We start from the raw sequence: 16,623 nt of genomic DNA on the forward strand, positions 1-16,623 counted from the left end.
AGGCATCAATCACTTTTTGGCGTAGGTCAAGCGAGTAGGCTTTCATGATCGGCGATTGTCTGGCAGGCTGGGCTACTCCCTTACTGTATGCCATCCAACTGAGAACCGCTATAAAGCATCTATTCGTTGAGATTTTGCCCATTTTTCTAGTCCCGCCCAAGGTTCTAAGGCTAATCCTATCCGACGAATCGGGCGCGTTGATGGGTGATAAATGCCACCTTGGTCATCACCAAAGCGATGAACGGCAAAGAATCGATCTAAAAATTGTCCAATATCATTTAGAGCGATCGCGTCTCCAGTCAAGGCAACTGTACTCATGGGCAAAATCTGATTTATAGCGGCTGTAATCTACGCTTGTGCCCGATCCCAATCCATTCACCGAATATCCATTCATACATCCCGCCTGATAACTGGTAGCCATCTCACAGATGACTCAGTTCAGTTATGACTCAGTAGAACTGGAAACCGGATGAATCGAAGAGAGTTGCTGCAATTTTTGCGCTTCCAGGACTTCTAGCCGAGCCAGTGATGTAGCGGCATCTGCTAACTGTAAAGCCAGATTCACTCGGCATACAGGATCTGTTGCTTGCCAAAGATCCCGCGACAGACAATGTACTCGATAGCGGAACATTTTAATGGAGTATGACGGGATGGCTTTAACAGTCATGGTTACAATCTCTTTTCTACAGAAGCTTGAATGTCTAGAAGTACCCGTGCTGGCTCTAGATAAACAAATGTCAGTATGATTACTTGTTCGTCCGTACTGATTGTCACATCATGAAGGACTTCTTGCGGTAAAACCCGTTCATGCCTCACCACTACAGTGTATTGCCCAATTGGCAGGTCATCAAAGCCCGCGTCTGCATGAATCAGGTCAATTGTCTCCTGAGCGATCGCTTGCCCATTTTGCCTAAGTAAAGCGATAAAGGCAATGCCATCAATTGAAGTCAGGGCATGATTCTCCTGATTGCGAATCATGACATAAATATCAGACATTCACTCAGACCTCTGTTTCCAGTTTCATGAGTGTATCCGATAACAAACGCGATCGCTTTTTGGTCTAATCAGCAGTACTTTGTTAAAAGTAGCACCACCAGCGAGATCACTTTTGTGTTCAATAACGCGATCGCCGCAGTTACAGAAAGCCAGCTACAAGGTACCATTGCTGTAGCAAACCCCACTTGAGAGGCGCTATGTTCATCAGCCTGATTGCAGACTACGGAACCGGCGATCCAGCTTTTGCAGAGGTCACGCAACGTCTTTTGATGGCTTTACCTTCCTCCCAGATTCACTGCCTCTCGGTTCCTCCCTTCAGCACCTTGGCAACTGGTTTCTGGATTGCTCAACTCGGACTCAATCCTGGTCCCGAAGAGCGTCTCATTTATCACAACTGCGCTCCTCGCCAAGATGACCCAGAAGCACGGCAAAACAATGAAGGCGAGGGATTAACTTATGCGCTGTTGCCTAATGGCGTCAAAGTAGTGGGTGTGTTTGCTGGTTACACGCTCTCTTTTATCAAAGACCATGCTCAAGTTTTGCAAACAGTCAAGGTTTCTAGAGGCGGGTCGCAGTTCCGTTCGCGGGATGTGTTTCCTAATGCAGCGGCAGCGATCGCTCAGGGAGATACTAGCTATTTAGGAGAAGTCTTGAACCCTAGCCAAATCCCCGATGCACCGAGCGATCGCGTTGCCTGGATCGATGGCTACGGGAACATCAAGACCACAATCCCTGCTGATACCCTCAACCTAAAACCGGAAGAAAAAGTAGTCATTCGTGTCGGGGATGTCGTGAGCGATGCCATCTACTCTGACGGCAGTTTCCGGGTGCCACAGGGAACTTTAGCATTTTCACCAGGAAGTTCTGGATGGAATGCCGCTAAGGATGGAAAGCCTATCCGTTGGATGGAGTTATTTTTGCGAGGGGGCAATGCTTGGGAACGCTTCGGTAGACCCCGCGTGAATCAGGTAGTGACACGACTTTAAATAAGGAATTAAAAATTCTCCTTTCTGAATTTTTAATTTGCCGTTTCTAATTTTATAGTGGCTCTTTCGGAGCATTACCGATTAGCGCTTGCACTAAATTCCAGAACGTCGAAATAAATGCCGCTCCTAAGACAACAAACATTAGCATCGCCAGCCCAGCAAAGGGAGCGGTAATGAATAAGACTATGAACGCGAACAAGAGAATCGTCAGTAGTGCCTTGTTCATCGGTGTTGTTTCCTTCCGATTCAGGTGTACTTTCAAAGGATAACCAGGTGGTTTGTTGTCGTGACCCCTTCTGTGTGCTGAATTAAATATCATCACAGCGAGAGATGTTCCCAAAGGAGTTAAGTTCCAACGAACTTCAGGAAGTTTATAAAAGCGAGAGCCGCTTTGCTTCGCACTGCTGCGAAAAAGGCGATCGCTTTTAACAAATCTTGGCTATCCCAAATCGCCTTTGGTGAATTATTATCAACCAGAGATAGAAGTAGCACCAAAACTAATTTGCACCTATGGCTTACACCCCTAAAATCTTGGCATTTGCAGGTAGCACCCGCATTGATTCTTACAATAAAAAGCTGGTACAAGTTGCTGCGAACGGAGCGCGGTCAGCGGGAGCTGAGGTGACATACGTGGATCTGCGCGACCTACCGATGCCGCTATACGACGAGGATCTGGAAAAGAGCGAGGGAATGCCTGAAAATGCGCGGAAGTTTAAACAGCTGATGATCGAACATAAGGGACTTCTCATCGCTTCTCCGGAGTACAACAGCTCAATTACAGCCGTTCTGAAAAATGCCATTGATTGGGCGTCACGTTCAACCGCACCAGAGGAACCCCCGCTCGTGGCTTTTGCGGATAAGGTAGCGGCGATTATGAGTACCTCACCGGGAGGATTGGGCGGTTTACGCTGTTTAGTCCACCTGCGCTCGATCCTGGGAAATATCAGAGTTATTGTTCTTCCCGATCAGATCGCGGTGCCTAAAGCTTTTGAAATATTTAATCCCGACGGTACGATGAAAGATCCCAAGCAGCAAGAGTCCATCGAGAAGTTAGGCGAAAAAGTTGCTCACGTGGTGGCGAAGTTGCACGGATGAAATATGGCGCTAAGAGCGATCGCTGATTTGCTAAGCCTAAACTTGATCAAAGTAACTACTTATGAGGCTCTAACCTTTTAAAAGCTCTTAGAACAACCAAACACAGCAAAGCCCCAATTAAGCTCATTTGCCATAACCCACACCCAGCAGCAATTCCTAAAGCAGCGGAAACCCAAGTAGCCGCAGCCGAGGTGAGTCCACGAACTTTAACACCTGTTTTCGATTCGTCCTGAGACTCGCGTAAAATTTCTCCTGCGCCTAAAAATCCAACCCCGGCTGTAACGCCCTGAATGACTCTGCCAAGAGCCTCAGCACTTTCTTGTGCCGTACCGATTTGGAGGGGCACGAGAACAAAGAATGCTGAACCCAGACTGACCAGCATATGGGTTCTTAAACCTGCTGGTTTGTTCTTGAGTTGGCGCTCTAAGCCAATAGCCGCTCCAACCAGCAAGGCAAGGCATAGCCTTAAGAAAATTCCTAAGCCATCATTGGGAGAAAGGATGTAGGTTTGTGGCAATGTTGTGCTACTAAAAACGAAGTTTCAACCAGTCTAGTTTACAGGCTGGTTTATATAGATGAATAAAAGGGGAATGGGTGCGAGCTAACCATTCCCCTTTTATTCGCTAACGGAGAGGGGGGGATTCGAACTCCCGGAACCTTTCGGTTCATCCGATTTCAAGTCGGACGCAATCGACCACTCTGCCACCTCTCCAGGTGTGTTTTTTTATCATATCAAGGTTGTGGAATTTGTTACTACTAACTTAAAACGGGTTGGATCGCTGGCTCGGTGCGATGGTAAAGAATCTGCTCAGATGCAACGGTGAAGTCTTTACCAACCCAAATCAGGGAGACTTGGGAGACGATACCGCCTTGCAGAGAGACGAGAGAGAAATTATGTAGGCGGTTTGTCTCCGTTTGGATAATCCGAGGTACGCTGGCTGAATTTAAGTAAACGGTTCCCTCTGCGCTGACATAAACTGGGGTTCGCAAGTGGATCTTTGTGTGGCGCATAGTGTGGTGCATATGACCAAAGGTGACGAGGGGAATGGTTTTACCTGCGTCGCGAGTTTGGGCGATCGCATCTGCAAAATCCGGATCGCCATAGTCGCCACCGATAGGATGCCAATCTTTGCCACAGGGGTCTTCTGGGCGATCGCCTAACCCGACAGGCCCATTGTGACCTATAAAAATAATCGTTTCAGAAGCAGCACTCTGAGCCGCTGAGAGAATTCGGGCGGTTGACTCCTCGAAATTCTTCACCCCATACCGTTGTTCGTAGAACTGGGCATTTTTCCAGACTTCTCCGCCCCAGCTAAAAGGGCGACTCCCAACAACTGTTAAATTCAGGGCGGGAAAATCAAGCGAACCGTAACCGACATGGGTTTCTCCCAACAAATCCATCTGTTGCTGCACCCGGTCTTCTTTCTGGCGGTCGTAGGGACACCGACTTCTGCCCCAATCTGAGGCGCTGTACCAAGCGTCATGGTTGCCAAATATTGCCGCTTTGGGAAGATCGAGAGATGCGATCGCTCTCACCACATCCACCGACTCATTGCCGAAATCCCCTACAAATAGCACTAGGTCAACACCCAGATGCTTGAGGGCAATTTCATCATCGCTGTCCCACTGGTCGTGAATATCGCCAACAACCGCAATTTTGATGGGTTTTTCCGGGTTCCTCTGATTGCTCATCCTATCTTCCTCGTCGGTCTTTCTCCAGCATAAAAAAGCATCGCCTGTTTTCGCAGTATCCTCTGGTGTAACTCCTTTTTTTTGTTTGTGAGCGATCGCGTGATTTGATTTTGCCAGGAACACTTGCCTGCTTGGGCGGGGTCTAGAGCGTTGTTCACTTTCGACACAATTCACCGCCAGGTAGCACAAGCCGATGAGCGATCGCACTGATGCATCTAACTCTTATTGAGAACCGCTATATTAAAGCAAATTTTCTCTGACCTGACTTGCCCACAAGTTTTGGTAAAAACAACTATAATTACTGATTACACGCCTAGCGATTTGATTCCCCCAAAAAATTATCACTGTGTTTACTACTACACTTCCTCAGCGTAATTTTGCTCAGACAGCGGCATTCCCTCACGATTTATTTGAGGCAATTAACGCCCTCAAAAAAGAGTTAAACGCTGTTATTCTTGCTCATTACTATCAAGATTCTGATATTCAGGATGTAGCAGATTATATCGGAGATTCCTTAGAGCTTTCCCGAAAAGCAGCCAGCACAAATGCGGATGTCATCGTGTTTGCGGGGGTTCACTTTATGGCGGAAACTGCCAAAATTCTCAACCCCGACAAGTTGGTACTCTTACCCGACCTCAACGCCGGTTGCTCGTTGGCAGACAGTTGTCCTGCGGATGCTTTTGCTAAATTTAAGGCGGCTCACCCCGGTTATATAGTCGTTTCTTATATCAATTGCTCTGCCGAAATTAAGGCAATGAGCGACATTATTTGCACCAGTTCCAACGCAGTTAAACTGGTTCTTCAGATTCCAGAAGACCAGCCGATTATATTTGCCCCCGACCGGAATCTGGGACGATATGTAATGGAACAATCGGGGCGAGATTTGGTGCTGTGGCAAGGTAGCTGTATGGTGCATGAAACCTTCTCTGAAAAGAAGATTGTCCAGCTAAAAATTGAACATCCAGAAGCTGAAGTTATTGCCCATCCAGAGTGCGAACCGTCGGTGTTGCGCCATGCCAATTACATCGGTTCTACTTCAGCACTGTTGAAGTATTCTCAAGCAAGTTCCACTCAGGTATTTATTGTGGCGACTGAGCCGGGAATTATTCACCAAATGCAGAAGCAGGCACCTAACAAGCACTTTATTCCTGCACCGCCAATGAACGACTGTGCTTGCAATGAGTGTCCTCATATGCGGTTAAATACTCTGGAGAAGCTGTATTTAGCGATGAAAAATCGGGCACCAGAAATTACTTTGCCAGAAGAAACGCGAGTGGCGGCGCTGCGTCCAATTCAGCGGATGTTGGAAATGAGCGCCTAGTCAATGTTGGGTCGGGAACGAAACCTGATGGAAAAGAACCCCACCCCCAGCCCCTCCCCGCTTGCAGGGAGGGGAGATGGAGTAAGAGACGCAGGCGATCGCTTGGTTGGGGTTCTTCATTTCGGGGGATCGATTGGACTTGGTATAACAAGCAATAATGAACGATGAATGAGCAACGAATTGAATGGCGATGAATAGAGAGTGCTTGATCGTTTTTACTCGCTATCCAGAGCCAGGAAAGGCAAAGACTCGGCTAATTCCGGCTTTGGGGGAAGAGGGCGCTTCAAATCTTCATCGCCAGATGACCGAGCATACACTCTCGCAGGTAAGGGAACTGCAAAGCGCTCGCGCGACGAGAGTGGAAGTTTATTTTACTGGCGGCGACCAGCAGTTGATGGAAGACTGGTTGGGAGCTGATATCATCTATCAGCCGCAGGGTAAGGGCGATTTGGGACAGCGGATGAAGTCGGCGTTTCAAACGGCTTTTGCGGCTGGAATGGAGGGTGTTGCCATCGTCGGTACTGATTGCCCTGGTTTGGATGCGAAAATAATGGCGCAAGCATTTGAGCAGCTAAACGGTCATGATTTGGTTTTGGGACCAGCGATGGACGGCGGCTATTATTTAATTGGGTTGCGGCGGGTGATTCCAGAATTATTTGCGGGAATCAACTGGGGAACCTCGGAGGTGCGAGAAAAGACGTTAGCGATCGCTATCTCCCTTGGTTTGGCAGTTGCTTATCTTCCCCCCCTATTTGATGTTGACCGTCCAGAGGATCTTGCAAAAGTTACGAGTTTTGAGTTTTGAGTGATAGAAGCGGCAAGAATTTCCATCATTATTCCCGTTTTGAATGAAGCTGCTAACACGATTCGGTCAACATTAGCGAGTGTTCAGAATGTCAAAAATGTGGAAGTCATTGTAGTGGATGGGGGAAGTCAGAATGAAACCGTTGTCCTTGTGCAATCCTGGGGCGTTAAAGTTCTGTCTTCGGCTGCTGGACGTGCCTGCCAAATGAACGCGGGTGCAACGGCTGCGACAGGAGATATCTTGTTATTCCTCCATGCAGATACCTCTTTACCGCTTGGGTTTGAGAAATTAGTTCCGTTGACACTAGCCCAGTCTGGAACCGTTGCGGGTGCCTTTGAACTCAAAATTAATTCTCCAATGCGATCGCTACGTCTAGTTGAAAAGATGGTGAATTGGCGATCGCGCTTTTTTTCCCTACCCTATGGCGACCAAGCTATCTTTTTAAAAGCTTCTGTATTTCACGATATTGGAGGTTTTCCCAATCTCCCCATTATGGAAGATTTTGAATTCATTTGTCGCCTGAAACGCTTAGGGCGAATTTCTATTGCCCCCGCTCCCGTAATGACTTCAGCCCGTCGCTGGCAGAAACTTGGGGTGCTGAAAACTACGCTGATAAATCAGATAGTAATTCTTGGCTATTTCTTGGGAGTTCCCCCATCTCAACTGGTTAAATTTTATCGTCCTAAGAAGTGAGCAGACCTTTTATCTAAAATTTGATAAAAATAACCTGAGTTCAGGATAAGGGAGGGGCAAAACAGATAGACTAAAAGTTCTAAATTCTCATCCATCGGCTTTCCCCATTTTTAGTCTAGAAAAACTGTTCTGCTGCGTCAATGACTTCTAGCAAACCTTTGAATCAATCTCTTGAGTGCAAACTTCTTAGTATAGCAGTCGAAGCATAGATTAGGACCTTAGGCGAACGGCTGTATCTACTCGTTCGCGAAAATCTTCGATAGTCCCAAACGATTTTCTGACTCGATTTTTAATCGGAAACCAGTAATGCCCAATATCCTTTAAGTCGGAAGAGTAAGGGGGTAAGTATTCAAGTTCACAGCCAACCGATTCGATGATTTTTCTAATTTTTTCGGATTTATGAAAGCTGGCATTATCTAAAATCACCGTTTGCCCTGGTTTTAACTCAGGTACAAGTTTGTCAGATAACCATTGCTCAAACACGGCACGGTTACAAGAGCCTTCCTTTCGTTAGGCCGCTATCAGTTTCCCTTGGCATAAGCCACTTTTCATACTCACTCTTAGGCTTCTTTTTCCAGATTTTAAGTCGTGGAACCTTTGTCCTTTTTCATTCCAGCCGTAGCCATAATCTTCTCTATTATCTATGCCCGATTCATCTACATAAACTTGTTTTTTTACTTCTTTTTGGCTGATTTTTAAGATAAATTCTGTTCTTTTCTCTTCATCTCTTTCTCGATATCCGTAAGTTTTTTTTCGGGTAAAACCAATCTTTTTCAAGCCTTTTCTAATTGTTCGCTCGCTGATTTCTTCCGTCCAGGCTTGAGCCATCTCTTGTTGAGTTTGACTACCATGTTTTTGGGCAAACTCTCTAAATTTCGCTAAATCAGTGATTTTCGCCCCATACCCTTGTTGATATCCCTTCTTGGCTCTATAATCTCGCGTTTCTTCTCTTTTGTTAAGCCATAAGTTTATTGTATTTCGACTAATGTTGAAGATTTTACTAGCTTGGTTTTTTCCCATTCCTCTATCTATTGCCCCTATTACTTTTATTCTCACGTCGTAACTGTAGGGAGCGGGCATTTTTTCTCCTGTTCACTCCTTTCTATTATTTCCTAACCCTTGCTTCGCTTGTTATAACAGCTGTTTGTTAAGTCACACAGCCTTTAGCAGCCGCTGATTGCAACTGTCAAACCACTTAATCTTTAGTGGAAACACAACCGAAAGGTGATGAGTGGGAATTCAGCACCGAGTTAAATAAATCTGAGTTTGCCTTGGATGAATGAAGCCTTATATTTGAAAGCTGTGCAATCATCTCTGCACGGGATGAAACTTCAAGCTTACGGAACATTCGCTTTAAAGCTTGCTTCACGGAATTTTCAGTAATCCAAAGTTGATTGCCAATTTCCGCGTTGGTTTGCCCCAACGCCACCAATTCTGCAATTTGCAACTCACGAGCTGTTAAACGTTCGGCTTTGCCGTTCTGAAGGAAACCACTATTAAACGGTTGGTGCTGTGACTTTCCTGCAAAAATGCTTTGTGAATCCACTGTTGCAACCCAACTCGATAAGTGCAGGCAGATGGCACCTAAATCGACTAGATTTTCGCTATCAAAGGCAGGCATTATTTTGTCACGTGTGCAGCCGACTACACCCACGATTTGACCGTGATTGATGATAGGTCCTGCCATCACATGCCAGTGATCTGGACGAGGACAGATTAATTTCCAAGTCTTGGGGGTTGTCACTAATGCTTCGTGAACCGGAGCATAGCGCTCTGCTAAGTAACGCGCCACAGGGTTATGCTCAATTGAAAGTGCAATTTTCAAGATTTTCTGAAAATTGCGATCGCTTAAGGGCAGTTGGTTAAAGAAAAAAAATTGCCCATCGTTTCGCTGCAAAATATTCACCAATTTTTGGTGCGATTTGCGATCGCAGGTCGGATTTGCTATGGGTTTGGCGAATGGCTGACAACAGAGGCTCTAAGGAACTTGTCATACGTGAAAGGGTCTAAAGTGTACCCGATCGAGGTCTAGAAGCATTAAGGCGCTCAGCCTATATTAGCTTTAATCTCAATAATCCCCTGATATGACTATCAATCCAGAAATCGCTCGCACTTCTATCCGCGCGATGCAGGTCGGCTTTTATGCGACTTCAGTCGTCTTTAACCTATGCTTGATTACTCAATTATTGACAGTCGGAATCGCCTACTTTATTAGTCCTGCATGGTGGAATATTCACGTTTGGCTAGTCCGAGGGTATGGTGGACTGTCGTTACTATTACTAGGATGGTCATTTTTCACCCCATTTCCACCTCAAATACAACGCCTCACTGCGAGTCTACCCGTGCTGCTGGCACTACAGTTTGTCAGCATTTATCTCAAGAGTCCTTTGCACCTAGAGATACTACACCCTTTGATCGGGTTTTCGTTACTCTACGTTTCTTCAAGCCTTGTCCATCGTGTATGGCGCAGCCTATCGCTCCATCATCAGCAGAATGAGCAAGTTTAAGAGGTAGAGATGACACAAGAGGCAATCTTTAGTCCCTTCTTTGCAACAATGTTTCTGACACTCTTAGTCTGGGTGTATATGTACATTCGTCGGATCGGTTTCATCAAAAGCCAGAAGCTCCGTCCGCAAGACCTTGTTGCATCTAGCACACCCGCACAAATCTGGCCGCGAAAGGTATCCAATCCATCAGATAACCTAAAAAATCTGTTCGAGATTCCGGTACTTTTTTATGCGCTTGTGCTATACCTTTTCGTCACGAAACAAGTCGATACAGTGTACGTAAACGCCGCGTGGATCTTCGTTGTATTTCGGGTATTGCATAGCGTCGTCCACTGTACATTCAATCTCGTTATGCTTCGGTTCTACCTCTATCTGTTCGCTACCCTCTCGGTTTGGTTCATCGCGTTCCGCGCCGCCCTTACTCACTTTGGCGCGTAGGTATGCTTTCATAAATTTGCGTAATGTTTTCAGCCACTTGGGTTGAGACGTGCGCTCGATTGCACACATCTTTAAATTGAGATTGGAATAACCATGTAAACAGTGGAAAAACTCTGGATGTGCGAATCGAGAAATCATCTTCTAATCCGTCAAATCCGACTGAAAAAATCGCCCTCTAGGAGAAGAAAAAGCGATCGCATTCTCACGATAACTGAATGTGAAAATGCGATCGCGAAGCGCCGACTTTGTCGGTTCGCCCATTAGAATCCCGATCCCAACCACTTGGCAAAATTGTGTTTTTGGGCGTCGTCAGGAGACTCCACTGGCACAATTTTGTAAGCACTTGGGCGCGGATCTGCTAACGTCACCAGTGGCATCCGGAGTTCATCTTGATGGAAAACCGTTACCTGAATCGTATTACCCGGTTGGTAGTCTTTCAAGCGATCGCTCAAAGAAAGCGCCGTCACTCGGAAGCCGTCAATTGCTAGCAATTCATCTCCCGCATCAATCCCTGCTAACTGTGCTGGAGAACCCGCTTGAACAAATTTGATCGCCTCGCGCCCATTCTCTGTCTTCGCCGTCAAACCCAGAAAAGGAACGGGTTCCTCTTCCTCAACCACCAACCGCAAGCCAAAGGGTTTCAGGTACTCGTCAAAGGGCAACTCCTCGGTTCCATCAACGTAGCGCTTAAAGAAGTCACTCAAATCCGTTTCAGCCACCGATTCTATGACTTGCTGCAATTGTTCTGGAGTAAAGCCCGTTTCCGGCTGTCCAAACTGCTGCCACATTTGCCGCATCACATCATCGAGCGATCGCTGATTGCTATGACGCCCTCGAATCAGTAAATCCAGCAAAAATGATACCATCGCCCCTTTTAGATAGTAGGAAATCTGAGAATTTCCACTATTGGCATCCGGTCGATACAGCTTAATCCAGGCATCAAAACTCGATTCACTCGCCGGTTGCACCAGCCGTCCTGGTGTCGTTTGTAACCGGGAAATTTCCTTGCCTAACTCTTTCAAGAAAGACTTTCCATCGTAGATTCCTGCCCGGAACGGAATCACTAAGTCGTAATAACTGGTCGTCCCCTCACTAAACCACAGAGAGGGAGTATAGTTTTCTCCGGTATAATCAAACACTTCCAATCCTTTAGGACGGATGCGCTTTACATTCCACAGGTGAAAGAACTCGTGGGCGACCAGCTGCATGAAGCGATTGTACTTCTCGCGATCGCGGAAACCGAAGCGATTGTAATTCAACGTGCAAGCATTCTTGTGTTCCAAACCTCCAGCACCCGTGGAAGCTAAGTGCAACAGAAACACATATCGGTCATAAGGTAAACCTCCAAATATCTGGGATTCCACCCCAATAATTTTCTGCGTGTCCTCAATAATCCGCTCTGGTTCGGCGTTCCCCTGCCCCCAGATGGCTAACTCATGAGCTTTTCCCAAAACTTCAAAATGATACAACTGGTGGCAACCAATCTCAAAAGGACTATCCACCAGCGTGTCAAAATCGGGCGCTTGGAAGGTGTTCGCTTGCCCATCCTCCGTGGGTAATGGAGTTGTGACGCGCCATTCGGGTTTGGGCGGCACAATCGTCACTAGAATGGGTTGTTTTTCAAACTCGGGTATATAAAATAACAGAGCAGCACTGTTAAAATAACCGTGAGTCGCGTCCAAATGATTGGTTCGCACTGTTAGTTCATTGGCAAACATTCGGTAACGCACCGTAACTTCCGACACACTGTTTGTCTCTATTTGCCAGTGATTTTTGCTAAGCTTGCGCCACGCTAAAGGTTGTTCGCTGGAATCAGCCGAAAAGTCTTGCAAATGTTTAGAATACTCGCGCACCAAGTAGGAACCAGGAGTCCAAACGGGCAATTTTAAATCGAGAATCGGTGACTGCCAGTTTTGTACGGTAAAAGTTACGTCAAAAAGATGCGATTCCGGCTCCCGTATCGCCACCTGGTAATGAATTTTTGGTGCGGTATTGGATAAGCGATCGCGGCGAATAGCTGTTGCTTCTGTCATTTTTAGCTTTTATCAATCGTAGATATCCACTAATTTAACTAGCAATTTTTGGTCAGTGGTTAGCCGGTAGTCAGAAATTCGGTTTTCAATTAGTAGAGATAAGGATTAACGACATAAGTCCTAAATGATTCGCGCAGGGGAGATCCTCAACTTCGCGAGAGAAGCCAGGGATCTGAACATCTGGAATCTCACAACTAAACTCGTCCTGCTAGATGCGTTAGCTGCTTGATGTTGAGAAGATGGAGCGTCTCCTGCGCTGGATCGATTTTAATCCAGCCTTTACTTTCCAGTTTCTCGATAATTTTGCTAGTGTCTTCAACGCCGATATCTGTGACGTTAGCCAAATCTTTAGAGGGAATATTATAGATTTCCGTTCCTTTTTCTGTGGCTTCGCCATAGTTTTCTCCCAAAGCAATCAGCGTGTTCGCTAATTTTACGGCTGGGGGTTGATGACGCATTTGAAAGCGGAGGTTCGTTTGGCGCAGACGCTTCACCATCAGTTGTAACATCCGGTGGTGCAACTGCGGATCTTTGAAGAGGGTTTGAATGAAGCGTTGGGCAGAGACGCTGAGCAATTCTACGGGTGAGAGGGCAATCACATCGGTTGAGCGGGGAGATTCATCAAGAATTGCCATTTCCCCAAAAAAATCACCTTTGCCCAAGATTGCTAGGGTAACGACATTCTCCCCAGAGAGTCGTCGGACTTTCACCCAACCCGACACGACAAAATAAACTGCGTTGCCCCAAGCGTCTTCCATCAAAACCGCTCTGTCTGATGGGTACTCGTGTTCGACTGCGACAGACAAAAGCCATTCTAATGTCTCTGGAGCGGCAGTGTTAAAGAGGGGAAACAGCTCAGAAAAAGCTTTGGTCTGCATGAAAGGAAGTGTGAACTATAAAGTATGAATTATCAAGTTTAAAGTTTGAACGAGCAAGCTTGGAAAATAGGATTATCTAAGTTGGGATATTCGTCGATTCATCCTTTATGATTTATCCTACCCTACTGCAACGGGTGCGAATTCGTTCGTGCAGGCTAAGGCAATCGGTAGCACCTTACAGCCTTGAATTCATCTATCACTTCAGCGATCGCGATCTGCCTCTTGCTTGGAGCATTCATGCTTTTTTCTTCAGCTTTCAGGCAAGAAGCTGGTTACTCCTACGCTCTTCATTACATCACAGATGAGCCATATTGTCCTTTGACTTGGGATCAAGGTTCGCGCGATCGCTGGGCATTCGTTTGAGTCCTTCCAGTTGTTGCTCGATGCTCGTAAGCAAGTGATGCACGGCTGGCAGGGCTTCTATCTGAGCTGGGTTTGAGGCGGGATGGGATGAAGTCCGGAGAACTGAGTCTGAGGCGCTGGCATGACATATCTGATTCATCTTGCGCTGGAGCTTCTGGGCAAGATTTAAAGCTTCCCCCCAGAGATTTTCTAGTTGCTGCTGCTGATAAGCTCTCAAAGCTTCTCCGCGAAACACTTGCATAACTGCCTCATCTCCGTACTCACCAGGGATGATTTGCAAGCGCAGTAACAGATGATTGTGCTGATAGCATCGCTCAATCTCCACCACTTTGGTTTGTTCGACTGGCATTAATTGCAGATTTCCGATTCGCTTTAGCTCGTCGATGACTCCTTGAAGTATGGGTAGCGCCAATCCTGGGATCGCAAACTGCAAGACATTGTTTCGACTACAGAGAATGTTTCCTTCATAGAGCTGTCGTTCGCAATCCAGCCGATCGATGGTTCCATTCAGCACCCGCTTTAACAATTCTTTTAACATCTGCTGGGGTGGTAGGGCTGCCAGATTAGCAGTGAAACCAGATAAGTGATGCTGCGATCGCTCTTGCCATTGGGGGGAGGGATCGCCAGCGGGTGAAACTGTGGCGTTGCGTTTCACCTGCTGCGATTTTCTCAAAGGTGTTTCTGGAGCTGGTTGCTGCACTTGAGCGTTGGGGCGATCTGCCTCCACTTCGACCAGCTCTTCCGGACTATCGACAATTAGAGTTGGGAGGGTTTGCCGTTCTATCGGATCGGAATTTTTGCTTGGACTTTCTTGATCTGGCTGCGTATCTAAGTGTCCAGTTGCCGGCGTGGGCGGTTGGGAATGGGCTTGTTGTTTCCCGATGCCCGTGTTGTGTTTCAAATACGCGCTGAGGATTGCCTGGAGAGCGTCAGCGGCTATCGGCTGGGTTTCTAACGAGTAGTTTTGATAAGTTAGGATACGACGGACATAATCCAACGAGACGGTGTCTTCTGGATTTACCATGCCCAGTTTTAGGCAGGTGCCTTCTAAGGTGATGGGCAAGATTTGATAGTACAGACAGGCTTCAAAGGGCAGGAGCTTGTCAATCAATCTAAACATTTGATTTGCATCTATCAGAGCCACTCAGAAAAGAAGTGGAGAGGGTATCAGCACCAGTAGTAATCACCAGCCGCAGCTTGGTTACTCCGAGTGCGGTCATGGCGAGTTACAGAACTTGAGTTGTGAATATCCTAGATGCCCCTGAGATCGAGTTTCGGCTATTATCTAGCAGATTGTTCTGAATAAATCAGTTTTATCCATATAGTTATAGTTATGGTACCCCTATGGGAAGAAAATATTGCTAGTTGTTGAAAACTAGATTAAGAATCGCTCCGCAAGGCTTGAGCGGCTAGATAAAGTTTGCTCCATTCGCCCATGACCTGGTGATTTTTCAGGTTCAACTCAGCAGCGATCGCGTCTAGGGTTTTGCCTGCTTTTAAACCATCAATTAACTGCCGCTGCACGGAGGGGAGAGTGGCGTAGAATTGCTCCCACTCGATTAGGGTCAACCCCAGGTTGTGTTCTTGCAATGACGCTTCTAGCCAACTGGCGACTAATTCTGGCTGGCTTTTAACGGCAAAAACCCGAATGGCATGGTAGCTGACTTTTTCACGCAGTCGATAGACTTCTTTGATCTGTAGGTTTAAGGCGCTAGCAATCGCTTCTTGGGACTTGCCTTGCAGATACAGTGTCAGCCAATCAGCAGCAGATTGACTCACATTTTCGGCTAGATAGTCTTTAAATTCCTGCTTGACCGTGGTGCGTAACGCTTGTTGTTCTTCCCAAACTTGATTTTCTTGGTACTGAGTGACTGCTTGAGCGTCTAGCAAACTCACCGGGCTGTCTGTTTCATCGGGCGTCACTTCTTCGGAAACCAGCCGTACCAGTTCGCCATCGGGTACGTGAGTCATGCCGCCTCTCTGGGAACGCCGCAGATAATTCACAAACCGATACACTAACAGCGGTTGGTTACGAATCGGTCTGAGGCAATACTCTTCGATACTGGTCATCAGTAGGGAATTGCGGAGGCGAGTATCACTAGGAGTACATTGGGCAATCCAAGCAATTTGCTGTTGAATGTAGCGATCGCTGTGTAATAGTTCCTGAATTACTTCTTGCAATACATCGACCACTGCCCGCTGGCGATCGCGCGAAAGCGCTACCCAAGTACGGATTTTATTGCGAAGCAGCACTAAGCTGCCCAAGCGAGTCGTAAGATTCCGATAGGCACGCTCTGGCCCCACGCCTAAATAGCGCTGCCGTAAAATTCGGTAACGATATTCCATTGCTTGCCGAGCAATTGTCATCTGGCTTGGGTTCAGGGCTTCAAATCGTTCTAAATCTTCTCCGATCAGCCAGCGCGTAATACTTTCTTGCATTGCTGCGCTAGAGTCGGGATAGTCGGCTACAATCTGCTCTCGCCAATTCTGTGCCAGTTCTTGGGCCAGTGACATGGAGTTTTGAGTATTTAGCATCGTTTGAGTTTTCAGTTTTGAAGCCGGAAATTCAGACAGAGGAAGACTGACTTCAAACTCATTTTCCTGATTTAAAGTTTGCTCTACAAACCTCATCTCTCACCTCACCCATTTAAGGAGCAACTGACCTCTATTTCATCATGTCTACCTTGAGATAGAAGTGATCGCACCACCCTGGATAGTTTGACTCCTAACATCTATGGAGTGAGATTTTGATCTTATTGCCTTGTGCGTTGAATCACAACATTTAGTTGGTCAACTCATGAGCGATAATGTTAGAT

Annotated in this window: 18 protein-coding genes, 1 tRNA gene and 2 pseudogenes; 8 read left to right on the forward strand and 13 right to left on the reverse strand. The window is 46.7% G+C overall.

What is annotated here, in order from left to right:
- Positions 1-108: 108 nt before the first annotated feature.
- The 3 genes from NC994_RS24630 to NC994_RS24640 all read right to left on the reverse strand — a co-directional run bounded on the left by NC994_RS24630 (position 109) and on the right by NC994_RS24640 (position 996).
- Positions 109-318 carry a hypothetical protein gene (locus tag NC994_RS24630; RefSeq protein ID WP_190440323.1) on the reverse strand — a complete coding sequence of 70 codons (210 nt, stop codon included), beginning with the start codon at positions 316-318 and terminating at the stop codon, positions 109-111.
- 124 nt (positions 319-442) lie between these two features.
- Complete coding sequence (locus tag NC994_RS24635; RefSeq protein WP_190440325.1) at positions 443-667, reverse strand: hypothetical protein; 225 nt, start codon at positions 665-667, stop codon at positions 443-445.
- Positions 668-669: 2 nt separating this feature from the next.
- A complete protein-coding gene (locus NC994_RS24640) occupies positions 670-996 on the reverse strand; it encodes a hypothetical protein (RefSeq protein WP_199292014.1) in 327 nt (108 codons plus the stop codon).
- A 30-nt stretch (positions 997-1,026) separates the two neighbouring features.
- Here NC994_RS24640 and NC994_RS24645 point away from each other — a divergent pair, with 30 nt between their 5' ends.
- Entirely contained in the window at positions 1,027-1,185 is a 159-nt protein-coding gene (locus tag NC994_RS24645) for a hypothetical protein (RefSeq protein WP_190440327.1), read from the forward strand.
- A gap of 8 nt (positions 1,186-1,193) precedes the next feature.
- Positions 1,194-1,982: an SAM-dependent chlorinase/fluorinase gene (locus NC994_RS24650; protein ID WP_190415125.1), complete on the forward strand. Its 789-nt coding sequence runs from the start codon at positions 1,194-1,196 to the stop codon at positions 1,980-1,982.
- Positions 1,983-2,034: 52 nt separating this feature from the next.
- On the opposite strand, the gene NC994_RS24655 is transcribed toward NC994_RS24650, so the two are convergent.
- A complete protein-coding gene (locus NC994_RS24655; RefSeq protein WP_190415126.1) occupies positions 2,035-2,208 on the reverse strand; it encodes a hypothetical protein in 174 nt (57 codons plus the stop codon).
- 284 nt (positions 2,209-2,492) lie between these two features.
- Between NC994_RS24655 and NC994_RS24660 the strand changes: the two genes are divergently transcribed.
- A complete protein-coding gene (locus NC994_RS24660; RefSeq protein ID WP_190440328.1) occupies positions 2,493-3,077 on the forward strand; it encodes an NAD(P)H-dependent oxidoreductase in 585 nt (194 codons plus the stop codon).
- A 55-nt stretch (positions 3,078-3,132) separates the two neighbouring features.
- On the opposite strand, the gene NC994_RS24665 is transcribed toward NC994_RS24660, so the two are convergent.
- The 3 genes from NC994_RS24665 to NC994_RS24675 all read right to left on the reverse strand — a co-directional run bounded on the left by NC994_RS24665 (position 3,133) and on the right by NC994_RS24675 (position 4,769).
- A complete protein-coding gene (locus NC994_RS24665) occupies positions 3,133-3,594 on the reverse strand; it encodes an MgtC/SapB family protein (RefSeq protein ID WP_190440330.1) in 462 nt (153 codons plus the stop codon).
- Positions 3,595-3,704: 110 nt separating this feature from the next.
- Positions 3,705-3,789: transfer RNA gene (locus tag NC994_RS24670), tRNA-Ser, on the reverse strand.
- Between the two features lie 44 nt (positions 3,790-3,833).
- Entirely contained in the window at positions 3,834-4,769 is a 936-nt protein-coding gene (locus NC994_RS24675; protein WP_190415129.1) for a TIGR04168 family protein, read from the reverse strand.
- Between the two features lie 346 nt (positions 4,770-5,115).
- On the opposite strand from NC994_RS24675, the gene nadA reads away from it, so the two are divergent.
- The 3 genes from nadA to NC994_RS24690 all read left to right on the forward strand — a co-directional run bounded on the left by nadA (position 5,116) and on the right by NC994_RS24690 (position 7,588).
- Entirely contained in the window at positions 5,116-6,090 is a 975-nt protein-coding gene (nadA, locus tag NC994_RS24680) for a quinolinate synthase NadA (protein ID WP_190440333.1), read from the forward strand.
- A 190-nt stretch (positions 6,091-6,280) separates the two neighbouring features.
- The gene (locus tag NC994_RS24685; RefSeq protein WP_190440373.1) at positions 6,281-6,895 is read left to right on the forward strand and encodes a TIGR04282 family arsenosugar biosynthesis glycosyltransferase; all 615 of its coding nucleotides are present in this window, start codon (positions 6,281-6,283) and stop codon (positions 6,893-6,895) included.
- Positions 6,896-6,898: 3 nt separating this feature from the next.
- Entirely contained in the window at positions 6,899-7,588 is a 690-nt protein-coding gene (locus NC994_RS24690; RefSeq protein ID WP_190440370.1) for a TIGR04283 family arsenosugar biosynthesis glycosyltransferase, read from the forward strand.
- A gap of 210 nt (positions 7,589-7,798) precedes the next feature.
- Here the strand turns inward: NC994_RS24690 and NC994_RS24695 are convergent.
- Both NC994_RS24695 and NC994_RS24700 read right to left on the reverse strand, forming a co-directional pair.
- Positions 7,799-8,668: pseudogene (locus tag NC994_RS24695) on the reverse strand (IS630 family transposase).
- 115 nt (positions 8,669-8,783) lie between these two features.
- Positions 8,784-9,582 (reverse strand): annotated as a pseudogene (locus NC994_RS24700) (LuxR C-terminal-related transcriptional regulator).
- A gap of 90 nt (positions 9,583-9,672) precedes the next feature.
- Between NC994_RS24700 and NC994_RS24705 the strand changes: the two are divergent.
- Together NC994_RS24705 and NC994_RS24710 are read left to right on the forward strand one after the other, a co-directional pair.
- Positions 9,673-10,095, forward strand: coding sequence for a DUF6220 domain-containing protein (locus NC994_RS24705; RefSeq protein ID WP_190440336.1), 423 nt, complete (start codon positions 9,673-9,675; stop codon positions 10,093-10,095).
- A gap of 78 nt (positions 10,096-10,173) precedes the next feature.
- Positions 10,174-10,533, forward strand: coding sequence for an MAPEG family protein (locus NC994_RS24710; protein ID WP_242030436.1), 360 nt, complete (start codon positions 10,174-10,176; stop codon positions 10,531-10,533).
- 260 nt (positions 10,534-10,793) lie between these two features.
- Here NC994_RS24710 and NC994_RS24715 read toward each other — a convergent pair whose 3' ends face one another.
- The 4 genes from NC994_RS24715 to NC994_RS24730 form a co-directional block, all read right to left on the reverse strand.
- Entirely contained in the window at positions 10,794-12,566 is a 1,773-nt protein-coding gene (locus NC994_RS24715) for a M61 family metallopeptidase (protein WP_190440340.1), read from the reverse strand.
- Positions 12,567-12,760: 194 nt separating this feature from the next.
- Positions 12,761-13,444 (reverse strand): Crp/Fnr family transcriptional regulator, encoded by a 684-nt coding sequence (locus NC994_RS24720; protein WP_190415134.1) that lies wholly within the window; start codon positions 13,442-13,444, stop codon positions 12,761-12,763.
- Between the two features lie 295 nt (positions 13,445-13,739).
- A complete protein-coding gene (locus NC994_RS24725; RefSeq protein ID WP_190440345.1) occupies positions 13,740-14,927 on the reverse strand; it encodes a hypothetical protein in 1,188 nt (395 codons plus the stop codon).
- Positions 14,928-15,187: 260 nt separating this feature from the next.
- Positions 15,188-16,321, reverse strand: a complete 1,134-nt coding sequence (locus tag NC994_RS24730) for a HetZ-related protein 2 (protein WP_190415684.1) — start codon at positions 16,319-16,321, stop codon at positions 15,188-15,190.
- Positions 16,322-16,623 lie beyond the last annotated feature (302 nt).

The organism is Trichocoleus sp. AS-A1, from assembly GCF_039962015.1.
Classification (GTDB): domain Bacteria; phylum Cyanobacteriota; class Cyanobacteriia; order Cyanobacteriales; family FACHB-T130; genus FACHB-T130.

Excerpts from the sequence above, each read along its gene's own strand:
- NC994_RS24720 (WP_190415134.1), bottom strand. The coding sequence starts at position 13,444 with ATGCAGACCAAAGCTTTTTCTGAGCTGTTTCCCCTCTTTAACACTGCC.
- NC994_RS24655 (WP_190415126.1), bottom strand. The coding sequence starts at position 2,208 with ATGAACAAGGCACTACTGACGATTCTCTTGTTCGCGTTCATAGTCTTA.
- NC994_RS24685 (WP_190440373.1), top strand. The coding sequence starts at position 6,281 with ATGAATAGAGAGTGCTTGATCGTTTTTACTCGCTATCCAGAGCCAGGA.
- NC994_RS24715 (WP_190440340.1), bottom strand. The coding sequence starts at position 12,566 with ATGACAGAAGCAACAGCTATTCGCCGCGATCGCTTATCCAATACCGCA.
- NC994_RS24710 (WP_242030436.1), top strand. The coding sequence starts at position 10,174 with ATGTACATTCGTCGGATCGGTTTCATCAAAAGCCAGAAGCTCCGTCCG.
- NC994_RS24730 (WP_190415684.1), bottom strand. The coding sequence starts at position 16,321 with ATGTCACTGGCCCAAGAACTGGCACAGAATTGGCGAGAGCAGATTGTA.
- NC994_RS24640 (WP_199292014.1), bottom strand. The coding sequence starts at position 996 with ATGTCTGATATTTATGTCATGATTCGCAATCAGGAGAATCATGCCCTG.
- NC994_RS24705 (WP_190440336.1), top strand. The coding sequence starts at position 9,673 with ATGACTATCAATCCAGAAATCGCTCGCACTTCTATCCGCGCGATGCAG.
- NC994_RS24630 (WP_190440323.1), bottom strand. The coding sequence starts at position 318 with ATGAGTACAGTTGCCTTGACTGGAGACGCGATCGCTCTAAATGATATT.
- NC994_RS24635 (WP_190440325.1), bottom strand. The coding sequence starts at position 667 with ATGACTGTTAAAGCCATCCCGTCATACTCCATTAAAATGTTCCGCTAT.
- NC994_RS24660 (WP_190440328.1), top strand. The coding sequence starts at position 2,493 with ATGGCTTACACCCCTAAAATCTTGGCATTTGCAGGTAGCACCCGCATT.
- NC994_RS24725 (WP_190440345.1), bottom strand. The coding sequence starts at position 14,927 with ATGTTTAGATTGATTGACAAGCTCCTGCCCTTTGAAGCCTGTCTGTAC.
- NC994_RS24675 (WP_190415129.1), bottom strand. The coding sequence starts at position 4,769 with ATGAGCAATCAGAGGAACCCGGAAAAACCCATCAAAATTGCGGTTGTT.
- NC994_RS24650 (WP_190415125.1), top strand. The coding sequence starts at position 1,194 with ATGTTCATCAGCCTGATTGCAGACTACGGAACCGGCGATCCAGCTTTT.